We start from the raw sequence: 11,464 nt of genomic DNA, 5'->3' as shown, positions 1-11,464 counted from the left end.
GATAAACAAGAGATGGGAAGTGTGAAGATAGCAAAAGAAGTTGTAGCTGAACGAATTAGTCATGCAAGACAAAAACGCATAGATCATGAGGCATCAAAGAACAATGTAACGTAAGCTACATTGTTTCTTTTTATAAAAAAACAGGAGGTTATTAGGATGTTATTATTTCGTGAAGATATCGCATTAGGGGTCATTAAAGAGGTTGGAGAAGGTGAACTTGTTTTACTTGTGAAAGAGGAAGAACTAACAATCAAAATTACACGAGAACAAGAGGAAGAACTTGCAGTGCATGTCATGAATCAAGAAAATATGTTAGTTCCGGTTAATGTGAAAACTCATGAGCTTTTCTTTGATACAGCTGAGAGATGGAATGAAGAAGAAATGGAGGAATTACAAAAAGCGAGTGAAAGAGTAGGAGAAGATCATGAGTAAAAGTTATAAGAAAAAGTATCAAACGAAATCACCAGAAGAAAAGAAAGAAGCGGTGCAAGCTTTAACAAAAAAGATGGAAAAAAGCGTAGAAGGTTATTTTCGTACACCGGGAGATTTAAAAGAGTATCTAACGTTTATGGCAAAGTTTTATCGCTATTCACCATCTAATATTTCGTTAATACAGAGTCAATTCGAGGGAGCCAGTGCAGTTGGTTCCTTTTCTTTTTGGAAAGAAAAAGGGTTTGCGGTTAAGAAAGGCGAGAAAGGAATCCAGATCCTTGTTCCAAACCGAACTGTAGCAAAATTTAAGGACAAAGAAGGCACTTGGAAAACAGTAACTAAGGCAAATGAGGAAGAGAAGAAACAAATTGAATCTAAAAGCGTAGAAGTGATGCCTGGTCGCTTATATTTTGCTGTCGGTCATGTGTTTGACCTGTCTCAAACAAACGCAAAAGCGGAAGATCTACCTCGTATTTTTCCGAATCGTTGGCTAGAAGGGAGCGTTACGGATTACCAGAGTTTGTATAAAGGAATGGAAGCCATTGCGGAAAAAAACGGTGTAAAAATTATTGAGCCGAAGCAAGAACTTGGGGTCGCAAAGGGAGTTAGTTACACTTTAACAAAAGAGGTTGCGTTGAATCCTAGAAACAGTGAATTACAAAATGTTAAAACACTTCTTCATGAATTGGCACATGCCAAACTCCATACAGCAGAGACACATATGAATTACACAGCACCAGAAAAAGAGTTTCAAGCAGAAATGACAGCTTACGCCGTTTCTTCTTATTTTGGAATTGATACAAGCGAATATTCATTAGGATATTTAGCGAGCTGGACACAAGGAAAAGAAATGAAAGATAAAACCAAGTTGTTGAAAGAAGTACATGAAACTTCGATTGAATTTATTGAAACAATTGAAAATACGTTAGAAAAGGAAAAAGAAAAAACGAATGAAAAGGGAGTAGATAATATGTCAAAACAAGTGTCTGATAATGGAAAAGAGCATGTAGTAACAGTTGAAATACTAGATAAGGATATAAAAGACGGTGAGATTGCAAAATTACACATGGTGGATGCAGAAACCAAAGAAGTATATCATATGGCAATTTATGATCCGGGCGTATTAGACCGTGATGAATTTTATAATGGCGAAAGGGATGTTTCTAATATTGAACATATTTTTAAAGGAGATGTTTATGAAAAAGTAAAAGATACTCTCCTGGATAGAAACGAAAGTCAATCATTTACTGTACGTGAAGAAGATATGCTTATTCCTTTAAGTGAGTTAGAACAAGATGATCGATACGCTATTTTATTTAATACAGAAAAATATGAAGCGGCTAAAATAAAAGAAAATGAAATGCAGAATGAAAATAGAGAACAGAATGAAAGCGAAAAAAATATTTTACTAGTGGAATACATGAGTTTAAGTAACACGACACAAGAACTCGTTTCTGTTAACCATTTAAGAGAACAAGCAGATAAAAATCGAGCGTTTGAGCCTGTAGAAGGGGCAGAAAAATTGAGTGATAAAGAATTTATTGAAGCATTTAATGAGGCGAATCAAGAAAAGTATGCAGCATTAAATCAGGACGAAATTAATCGTCCAACTATGTTAGTTCAATGGAGCGACAATGAAACTTTTAAGAATAATCAACTGATTCCATTTGGAGAAGCCAATGAAAAAATGGCTGAAGTTATTTCAAGTATTGAAAAAGAAAGAGAAGAAGCTAAAGAAAGAGGTCAAACCATCCCTTACGATCAAGCTCGTTATCATATTGCCATTCCAAAAGAAGTAGATAGGGACTTTGGGAGAATGGAGCTTGTGAGTATGGATCGTATGAATATGGGAGATGGGGACTACAAAACGCCATATGAACAAGTATTAAACGAGAAAAGGTATCTATCGGATGAAGTGAAACAAGCGTTACGAGATGAGGTAGTGAATCATAGAAATAACAAAGAAATACCGATGGAAAAAGCACAAGAAAATCCATTAGAAAAACCGAAAGAGACACCCAATCACTTAGTTACAATTGAAGTATTAGCAAACGGTGTCCACGATGAAGAAGAAGTTGCAAGAATCCACATGATGGATGCTGTTACGAAAGATATTGATTATTTGTCTGTATGGAATCAAGATTCAACAAATCGGGAAGATTTATCTGTTTTCCTCATGGAAAAGAACGGAAAACGGGAAGATTACTCCTTAGATAACATTTTGAAACCAGATTTATATGAAAAGGTTCAAAGTTCTATCTTTGATGGGAGAGGAAATTTGTCATTTGTTGTTTATGAAAAGGATGCAAATATGAGTCTAGATGAATTGGTAAAAGATGAACGATATGGGCACTTAGTTGATAAGGCGGAGGGACAAAAAGATTACTCATTTAATGAAAAAGAAGTGGAATTATATAAAGAAATGAAGACAGATGGATATGCACCTATTGCTTCTCTAGATCAACAAATTCAGCCTTTAAAAGAAAAGGAGCCAACTACATTAGATAAAGATTTAAGCCGGAAATTCGAAGCATACAGACGTTCACAATATGAAGAAACACCAGATAATATTGATAGTATTGTCACTCGTGTAAAAGCTGAAGAGCGATATTATACAACAAAGTATGTTTCGATTGATAATGAGTTGGTAAGCCAAGAACACGTTGTGAAATTAGAAAACCAGGTGGATGAGAAACTTGGAAAAGAAGGAATTACGGTGAATCAGTCTACAAGTTCAAAGGAAATGAATATAGATAAAAAATTTCAGCCATTGAACGGAAAACAAACAAATCATAAAGAAAAAGACAAAGAGCAAGAGTCAGGTAATGTAGAGCAGTCGAAGGCTACAAAGAAATCCGGTAGAAAAAAAGAAACAATGGAAATGGACCGATGAAAAATTGTATAACAGGAACACCAGATTAAATCATTTTTTGTTACTCAATTGAGATAACGGAGAGTGATTTTTTTATATCTAAAAATGAAAGAGGGATACGGCAACAATTTCTTCTTTTTGGAGCCACTCAGCAACTTTTATAGTTTTTTACCAAACATGTAGTGTGTTTTTTAATTATTGAAAGATATAAGATTTATGAATAGAAGTTATGACACTGATTAATATCCTAACTTCATTGAATATCAAATTAAGTGCCATAACTCAGAAGTTGTGATTATTAAGTAAACAATTTAAAGGAATTAAAAAATCCAATTTCTCAGAATATAGAAATTGGATTTTTATTGACAAGATTTAATTGTAAAGTCTGTTTAGTCGTTGGTTATTTTATCCCGAATTATCTGTATAAATTCGCTAAGATTTTTGCTTTGAATATTTTTGATGCCCACTCTTTCGTTTTTATTCCAAAAAAGTATACTGGGTACACCAAATAAATTCTTTTTTTCCTTCAGTTTTGATATATTTTCATAAAAATATTCATTAACCCATGCATCACCAACTAAATCCAGACCGTAAAAAAATAATCTTTTATTTGTGGCAATTAATACTCCAGGGCGTACGGGATGCCTAAATTCAAAAACGTCTAAAGATCCATGAAAAAAATCTAGAATTTTTTCATCTGAAGATAATATTGTCTGGGCTTGGTCTAATATATTTTGCATTGTAGGACTCCTTTATTATCTAATATGAATTGATTATATCCGAAAATTCATAGAATTTAAATTAATTATCCGTAATTAAGAATCTGTACCTAAAAGATCGTTAAAAACCCCCTTTTAGATGCAGATTCTTATTTTAGTTTTGTAAGTGGCTCCAAAAAGAAGGAATCGTTGCCGTACCCCAAAGAGGGTAAAAGGAAAAGCCCTCTTTCTTGTTTATAAAACGAAAGGAGTGAATGTCATGAATGTATGGCTGTTTGCAGGCTGTATGTTCCTTGTAGCTGTCTTTTTGAACACGTTGCTATTATTTGGTCGCAAAATAATGAAAAAGCACAGAAATAAGAAATGGAAGCGTAAAACGGAAATTGTAGATTAATAGGAGGTAATACGTATGGGGAAAACATTATTTATTGCTGAAAAGCCGAAGGTAGCTGTTGAATTATTAAAATCACCTAGATTTAAAAACTCAAAAAGATATCCAGGGAGCAAGCCTTATTATGGTTACTATGAAAATGAAAATTACATTATTAGTTGGTGCCGGGGGCATTTATTAGAACTAAAACATCCGGAGGAGATGGACGAGAAGTACAAAGAATTTAAATTTGATCACTTACCCATTATTTTAGAGCCGGAATATAAAGAGAAATCGGATAGTCTAGAACAAATTCAAATATTAGTGAAGTTGTTAAATCGTCCCGATGTGGATCATGTGGTCAACTCTTGTGATGCAGATAGAGAGGGTGAGCTTATTTATCGTGAATTATATGAATATGCAGGTGTGAACAAGCGAGAATCCCGTCTTTTTATCTCTTCTTATGAAGCCGCAGAATTAGAAGGAGCATTAAACCGATTAGAACCAGGAACAGACTATGACGGGCTTGCTCAATCAGCTAAAGCAAGACAATACCTGGATTATATTCTAGGAATTAATGTTACAAGGGGTTGTACATCGAAACTAGCAAGAAACCAATTCTTATTGGCTTCTGGTCGTGTTCAAATGTGTATCTTGAATGAAATCCGTCAGAGAGAAATCGCTATCCAAAACTATAAAGAACAAACCTATTACAATTTAAAGCTACTAACGGAAAATGGTTTATCACCAGTAATGAAAACAGAAGATCAACTGATAGATCCATCGCCACTACAAAAGCTTGGAGATAGCTTGAAAGAAACGAATGTAATCGTAACGAAATTTAAAGAGAGTACGAGAAAAAAGAAACCAAAATTACTATATAACTTAACGGATATCTACAAAGATGCTCACGCCAAACTGAAGATAAATGCGGAAACAGCAAAAAAGCATATTCAGAGTTTGTATGAAGAAGGCTTTATCACTTATCCTCGTTCTTCATCTAGGCACTTACCTACAGAACAAGTGGAACGAGTGAAAGAAGTAATGGCAGCATTAGAAAAAACCTCCTATGCAAATCTCGTACAACAAGTAATCCCATCTTCTATTACAACAAAACACACTACATTTAATGATGAATTAGTCAGTAGTCACTTTGCCATCATCCCAACAACAAAATTATATGTCGGGACCAACCGAAATCCATTAGAAAAACAGTTATATGACTTAATTGTAAAACGATTTATCGGGAATTTTATGAAACCAGCAATCTACCTGGTAAGAGAAGTACATTTTATAGATCAAGAGGGCAACACATACAGTACAAAAGAAAAGATCCTACAAGAGAAAGGGTTTCTAAGTGTGTTTCAAGAGGATATAGAAGAGGGATCAGTTGAAGCGTTTCAGATACCTATTTTACGAGAAGGAGATTCTTTCAGAATCGTTCAGTATGACTTGATTGAGTCTCGAACAAAGAAACCAGCCTTTCATACGGAAAGTTCCATTTTAACCTTTATGGAGACGGCAGGGCGTAAATTAGATGATGAACATTTGAAAGAACTTATGAAAGGAAAACGGATTGGGACAGTCGCAACGGAAGAAACGTTTATTCCAAAACTGTTAGAGCGAAGCTATATTGATGTTACTAACAGTCAGATTCGAACTACTAATATTGGTCGTGCGTTTATAGATGCTTTTCCGGTAGATGAAATCAAAAATCCAGCTTATACGGCTGAAATGGAAGGGATGATCTACATGATTGAAAAGAATGAAATGAAATATGAGGAATTTGTGGAGAAAACGAATACATTTGTAAAAGACACAGTGGAACAATTAGGCGCAATGGATGATAAGGTGTCTGATAGCATTATTAATACCTGGAATCAGCAGATTGAGGTGTGCAAATGCCCTTGTAGAAAAGGAAAAATCCTTCATAAAGGAAACTTTTACGGGTGCAGTAATTATCCGGAATGTGAAATCTCCTTACCGAAAAAAATTAAAGAAAAAGCGATTCCAGAAGCGCAAGCGAAAAAGCTTTTTGAGGATAAAAAAACAGATCTTTTAAAAGGATTTAAGTCCAATGAGAAGGAGTTTTCCGCTTATTTAGTGTTACATGTAGGAAAAGTTAAATTTCAGTTCCCAACACAAGAGGAGCTGTCATTTGGTAAATGTCCAAAATGTAAAAAAGGGGATATGCTTCATCGTAAAACATTTTATGGATGCACGGAGCATAAAAATGGATGTGATTTTATGTTACCAGCCAAGATAAAAGGGAAAGTAATTCCTGGTAATCAGGTGAAAAAGTTAATTCAGTATAAAACAACGGATTTTATCAACGGCTTTCAAGGAGAAAAGGGAGAATTTACAGCAGCTATCTATATGGAAGCGGACGGAAGTTTGAAATTCCGTTTTCCAACGACTGAAGATCGTACCATTGGTAAATGTCCATTGTGTAAGAGTAGAGTCCTTGTAGGGAAAAGTAACTACTTATGTGAGAAATACAAAAAAGGCTGTGACTTCATTATCTTTGGTACATTCTCTGGTAAAAACCTAAGTAGTAACCATGTGAAAAAGTTATTAGAAAAGAATGTAACGGATCAGATTAAAGGGTTTATCTCAAACAAAAACGGGAAAAAATTTGACGCTCGTTTATCATACAGCGTACAGGAGAAGCGATTAAAATTCTTATTCGGAAAATAAAAATTGAATGTATGTAAAAGAGGACTAGGAAACGGAATAGTCCTCTTTTTTATTTCATTTTATAGAGTAAAGGGGGGATTCCGTAATGGCACGTGTCAGTACGGAGGATGCGATGAAAGCAAGAAAAGTAGACTTGATTTCATATCTGGAAGCAAAAGGTGAAACATTTAAGAAAGAAGGAAACTATTATCGTCATACGGAACATGACAGTCTCATCATTAAAGGGAATCAGTACGCCTGGAATAGCCGAGGGGAAAAAGGATATGGAGCGATTAGCTTTGCCATGATGTACTATGACATGACATTCCCACAAGCAGTGATGGACATTCAAAAGGGGGACTATAAAGAGTTTGATCGTTCAAAAGCTGAAGAGGAGCGCAAAAAAGAGCAGCAGCCTTTTCGTTATCCAAAACATTTAGAGGTGGAGAAACAAACAGAGATCAAGCAGTACTTAATTGATGAGAGGAAAATAGATCCTCGCTTGGTGAATTGGCTGATTAAAAAGGATCTCATCGCCCAGGATAAGAAAAATAACGTGGTATTCAAATGGAGAGAAGAAGGAGGCAAAGGGCAAGTCATTGGTATGAACCGTCAAGGTACAGTAAAAATGGAGAATAAAAGAGGAAGCTTTAAGCAAATTGTCCCGAATTATGAAAAAATCAATGCTGGTTTTACGGTTGATGTAGGTAAACCGGATAAGATTTATTTTTATGAAGATCCAATCGACATGTTATCTCATTGGAGCATTAAACAAAATAATATCCAAAACGCTCGTCTGGTTTCTATGCATGGATTGAAGTCAAAAACAGTGATTCAATCTTTAATGGATGCGAAAAAAGAAGGGCACGATATTAAAGAGGTCATTATGGCGGTTGATAACGATAAGGCCGGGAAAGACTTCATTCAGACGATGAGATGCTTTGTAGATCTTAAAGAGGATATACCAATGAATGAAAAAGATTGGAACGATGTTCGGAAGAAACAAGTGAGTGAGCAACAGGCAGAAGAAACAGCCCAACCAAAGAAAATGAAACCAATTAAAGAGGTGGAGAGAAGTGTCTAATCTACCCCAAATGCCAAACATACTACAGATTTTGATTTGTGGTTTTATCCTTTATGTTCTTTTTCGTATTTGTAAGTTTATGTACCGAAAGATCCAGGAGCGTAGAATATTAAAGCGAATGGCTAAGTCTGGTATTCGCTATATAGACAAAATGGACGGACATCAATTCGAATTATACTTAAAAGCTCTCTTTCGAGAGTTGGGTTATTCTCCAACAGTCACAAAACAGTCAAATGATTTCGGAGCGGATCTGGTATTGAAGGGAAAAAATCGTATTGTCATCCAGGCAAAACGATACGGGATGAAAAATAGAGTCGGCATTAGTGCCGTACAAGAGATATATGCAGCACAAGCCTATTACAAAGCAAATGAAGGCTGGGTTGTAACGAACAGTGTGTATACAAGGCAAGCGAAAGAATTAGCGGAAGCTTGCAATGTAAAACTAATAGATCGTGTAGAACTTCAGAAATTGATTAATAAAATCAATCCCGAATATTCGGCTGAAGATGTGTATCAAGGAGTAAAACCTGCAGAACGGAAATGTCCAACATGTAAACATGATTTAGTCATTCGAAATTCGAATAAAACAGGAAATAAGTTTTTTGGCTGTTCACAATATCCCACATGTACACATACAGAACCAATTCATACATGAGCTGTGATGAAAATCCGGCTCTTTTTTTATTTGTATAAAGAATATATGAAAAAAATCAGTTTAACTAAAAAATGACCCTTCAGATTTAGTTGTATGGGGTTTTGATGGAGTTATTAATATCATAAGTCGTATTTGTTATAAAAACGCATGTAAAGGGAGAAAGGGAATTTATATGCGTTTTTAGGTTTATTAGGAAAATTAAAAAGGGTAGCCATTATTTACGACTTAACCCTTTGTCTACGATCTGACGAATTGCTTCGTTTCGATTCTTCAGCTTATTTTCATGCCAATAATTTTCTATTTGTTCTACTTGTTCTTTTGTAAAAGTAACTAAAATTTGAGTGTACTTATCTTTATTAACAGCCATATTACAACCTCCTCTATAAAAAATATTATAAGTTATATAACTTATATTGACAACTAGAAAAATGAGTAATAGAATGATTATATAAGTTATATAACTTTATTGAGGAGGTTATTATATGGAACGGAAAGTTAAAAAGATGATGGCTGATCTTCAATTTATTATGAATCATGGTCAAATCAGTGTAGATTTTATGGAGCAAGGATATAAAAGAATGCTTTTTAGTGCATTAGAAGCTACGGGAAAACAGTTTAATGTGCATACTAATGAACATAATGAAACAACCTTGTTCTTAGAGTTAGTTTATTAAATTTACGCAATGAGGAGCTGTTAATGATGGAACAGTTAACTATTTTTGACGTAATGGATGAAACTAAAAATAAGCTTTATGAGGTATTAGAGAAAAATGAATTAAATTATAAGATTTCAAAAGTACTATTTATATTCGAACTATGAGGGAGCTGTCCAATATTACTATATAAGAACAACTGACAATACAATTATTGATTTGTGTATCTCTGATTTTCCGGAAATCTTCGCTGTCCATGAAGGATTTAGCGATAAACAAATTAGAAAGATTTACAACTGGAACTTATAAGCTATATAAATAACAAATTTAATTATTGGAGGAATAGAAAATGAAAATTGGTGTATCTGAGTGGAAAGCATTGAAAAAAGAAACAAAGTTAAAGTTATTGCGCTATGCGATGTTAGAAAGTAAGTATAAGTATGCAAAATAAAAGCTCTTCATTTGCAAAAAGCAAATAAAGAGCAAAGTCATGAGTGACCATCTGGGAAAGAAATTGGCACATTTCTTTCCCTCTTATTTTAACATATAAAAAGATGTAGAGAAAAGGGGCATATAGAATGGAAGAAGGTCGTATTTCCTTTCAGCAAGGGTTTAAAGAATTTCTTATAATGATGGTCTGTTTTTGGTTCATTATGTTTCTAATGTATGGTGAAAGCCTGTTACAATAGAATGAAGTCGAAAGTCTAAATACCCTTAGGCAGCTCTCATAGGTGTAAGATCTATGGGGGCTTTTTTAACCAAGGGAATATAAAATTTCACGTACCGTAATTTTTAATAAAAAATAAATTACTCACACAAAAAATAGTCTACATTTATTGGGTTTATGCTGACTTACGCTGATTAGGGGCTTTTATATCGCCTATTGGGAATCGATTTCTTGCAAAATATTTTCTAAATTAATATGGTAAGATTATCCTGTATAGACAAAAAACATTATTGGAGGTAATTATGAAAAAAATATTCAAAATAATAATTACAGGATTATTTGCAACAAGCTTACTCGTTGGTTGTGGTTCAAAAGAAGAACCTAAAAAGGAGTCGACGAAACAAGAAGCAAAACAGGAAATCAAGAAAAATTCCAAGTATGATGAGGAGAAAGTTAGAATTGCTGAGAAATTCCACCCTGTTGTATATCCTCATAAACCAGATGGAACAATTGATAAATTATCCTCGAGTATGACAAAAAAAGAAAAGGTCGATTTATATGACTATGTAGAAAAGAAGGCTAAAGCTGAAGGTATGAATCCAGAGGAATACAGTAAAGTTAAAGGCGAGGAAAATGACCGGAAAGCTAGAGAACAAACCAAAGCTAAACAGGAACAAAAATCTCAAGAAATACAACCTAAGACGGAACTCACTCAAGATCAGTGTGATACTGTAAAGTCTGAAAATGAAATGATGAAAAAGTCTATTAATCAAGGAAATACTAATAGTACGAGCGCAAATGAGTACGAAAAGAATCAACAAAAATTAGAATTATGTAAGAAACAGGGGCTGAGTCAGTAAGGGGCGCTCATGAGAAGATATGTATGAACAATTAAAAAAGTTGAAAGCAATTTTACTTATAGGGGTAGCACCACATCGCTATCAAGCTAACAAAATACAACTACCCCCAGAACGAAATTTTGTGCTAATTTGTAATAAAAAGCTCATTTTTTTCGTTAGGGGTGGATTTGTTTGCTTAAGTTGGTGGGCATGTGGCAGACCCCCCAATAAATTTAATAGCGTATAATTTTCACGTTTTTTCGACGAAACATATAATGTCTTATTCGGGTTTATGTAATATATTCTTTACTTTTTGTAAAAAAGATATTACTATTACGTTAATATAACTGTATAATAGAAGAGAGGAATGACATGCTTGAAAATAATATAGTAGTAGGAAGAGCTGAAAAAAGATGGACTCAACAACAATTAGCAGATGCAGTTGGTGTCAGTCGACAAACTATAGTAGCTTTAGAAAAAAATAAATATAACCCTTC

At 34.2% G+C, this 11,464-nt stretch carries 11 protein-coding genes and 1 pseudogene; 10 read left to right on the top strand and 2 right to left on the bottom strand.

Annotation, left to right across the window (positions count from 1 at the left end):
* The first annotated feature begins 156 nt into the window (after window positions 1–156).
* Window positions 157–432 (top strand): hypothetical protein, encoded by a 276-nt coding sequence (locus JDS95_RS29930; protein ID WP_000923991.1) that lies wholly within the window; start codon window positions 157–159, stop codon window positions 430–432.
* Window positions 425–3,325, top strand: a complete 2,901-nt coding sequence (locus JDS95_RS29925; RefSeq protein WP_199691017.1) for an LPD25 domain-containing protein — start codon at window positions 425–427, stop codon at window positions 3,323–3,325. Before JDS95_RS29930 ends, JDS95_RS29925 begins: the two co-directional genes overlap by 8 nt.
* 368 nt (window positions 3,326–3,693) lie before the next feature.
* On the opposite strand, the gene JDS95_RS29920 is transcribed toward JDS95_RS29925, so the two are convergent.
* Entirely contained in the window at window positions 3,694–4,044 is a 351-nt protein-coding gene (locus JDS95_RS29920) for a PH domain-containing protein (RefSeq protein ID WP_199691016.1), read from the bottom strand.
* 238 nt (window positions 4,045–4,282) lie between these two features.
* Here JDS95_RS29920 and JDS95_RS31655 point away from each other — a divergent pair, with 238 nt between their 5' ends.
* The 4 genes from JDS95_RS31655 to JDS95_RS29905 all read left to right on the top strand — a co-directional run bounded on the left by JDS95_RS31655 (window position 4,283) and on the right by JDS95_RS29905 (window position 8,808).
* The gene (locus tag JDS95_RS31655) at window positions 4,283–4,417 is read left to right on the top strand and encodes a hypothetical protein (protein WP_255257375.1); all 135 of its coding nucleotides are present in this window, start codon (window positions 4,283–4,285) and stop codon (window positions 4,415–4,417) included.
* 15 nt (window positions 4,418–4,432) lie between these two features.
* A complete protein-coding gene (locus tag JDS95_RS29915) occupies window positions 4,433–7,090 on the top strand; it encodes a type IA DNA topoisomerase (RefSeq protein WP_199691015.1) in 2,658 nt (885 codons plus the stop codon).
* Between the two features lie 85 nt (window positions 7,091–7,175).
* Entirely contained in the window at window positions 7,176–8,153 is a 978-nt protein-coding gene (locus JDS95_RS29910) for a DUF3991 and TOPRIM domain-containing protein (protein WP_199691014.1), read from the top strand.
* Window positions 8,146–8,808, top strand: a complete 663-nt coding sequence (locus tag JDS95_RS29905; protein ID WP_199691013.1) for a restriction endonuclease — start codon at window positions 8,146–8,148, stop codon at window positions 8,806–8,808. The genes JDS95_RS29910 and JDS95_RS29905 overlap by 8 nt, the downstream gene beginning before the upstream one ends.
* Before the next feature lie 214 nt (window positions 8,809–9,022).
* Here the strand turns inward: JDS95_RS29905 and JDS95_RS29900 are convergent, their stop codons facing one another.
* Complete coding sequence (locus JDS95_RS29900) at window positions 9,023–9,175, bottom strand: ribbon-helix-helix domain-containing protein (RefSeq protein ID WP_000290205.1); 153 nt, start codon at window positions 9,173–9,175, stop codon at window positions 9,023–9,025.
* Window positions 9,176–9,290: 115 nt separating this feature from the next.
* On the opposite strand from JDS95_RS29900, the gene JDS95_RS29895 reads away from it, so the two are divergent.
* The 4 genes and pseudogenes from JDS95_RS29895 to JDS95_RS29880 form a co-directional block, all read left to right on the top strand.
* Window positions 9,291–9,482 carry a hypothetical protein gene (locus JDS95_RS29895; protein WP_199691012.1) on the top strand — a complete coding sequence of 64 codons (192 nt, stop codon included), beginning with the start codon at window positions 9,291–9,293 and terminating at the stop codon, window positions 9,480–9,482.
* Between the two features lie 23 nt (window positions 9,483–9,505).
* Window positions 9,506–9,770 (top strand): annotated as a pseudogene (locus JDS95_RS29890) (hypothetical protein).
* Window positions 9,771–10,430: 660 nt separating this feature from the next.
* Complete coding sequence (locus tag JDS95_RS29885; protein ID WP_199691011.1) at window positions 10,431–10,988, top strand: lipoprotein; 558 nt, start codon at window positions 10,431–10,433, stop codon at window positions 10,986–10,988.
* A 351-nt stretch (window positions 10,989–11,339) separates the two neighbouring features.
* On the top strand, window positions 11,340–11,464 hold a 125-nt coding region (locus JDS95_RS29880; RefSeq protein WP_199691010.1), incomplete at its 3' end, for a helix-turn-helix transcriptional regulator.

The sequence above is a fragment of the Bacillus cereus group sp. N24 genome (genome assembly GCF_016483345.1).
Taxonomy (GTDB): domain Bacteria; phylum Bacillota; class Bacilli; order Bacillales; family Bacillaceae_G; genus Bacillus_A; species Bacillus_A toyonensis.
Note: the sequence above shows the minus strand (reverse complement) of the source record. Positions and strands in the feature narration are given on the sequence as shown.

Coding starts and splice junctions, on each gene's coding strand:
- JDS95_RS31655 (WP_255257375.1), top strand. CDS start 4,283: ATGAATGTATGGCTGTTTGCAGGCTGTATGTTCCTTGTAGCTGTCTTT.
- JDS95_RS29900 (WP_000290205.1), bottom strand. CDS start 9,175: ATGGCTGTTAATAAAGATAAGTACACTCAAATTTTAGTTACTTTTACA.
- JDS95_RS29910 (WP_199691014.1), top strand. CDS start 7,176: ATGGCACGTGTCAGTACGGAGGATGCGATGAAAGCAAGAAAAGTAGAC.
- JDS95_RS29915 (WP_199691015.1), top strand. CDS start 4,433: ATGGGGAAAACATTATTTATTGCTGAAAAGCCGAAGGTAGCTGTTGAA.
- JDS95_RS29885 (WP_199691011.1), top strand. CDS start 10,431: ATGAAAAAAATATTCAAAATAATAATTACAGGATTATTTGCAACAAGC.
- JDS95_RS29930 (WP_000923991.1), top strand. CDS start 157: ATGTTATTATTTCGTGAAGATATCGCATTAGGGGTCATTAAAGAGGTT.
- JDS95_RS29895 (WP_199691012.1), top strand. CDS start 9,291: ATGGAACGGAAAGTTAAAAAGATGATGGCTGATCTTCAATTTATTATG.
- JDS95_RS29925 (WP_199691017.1), top strand. CDS start 425: ATGAGTAAAAGTTATAAGAAAAAGTATCAAACGAAATCACCAGAAGAA.
- JDS95_RS29920 (WP_199691016.1), bottom strand. CDS start 4,044: ATGCAAAATATATTAGACCAAGCCCAGACAATATTATCTTCAGATGAA.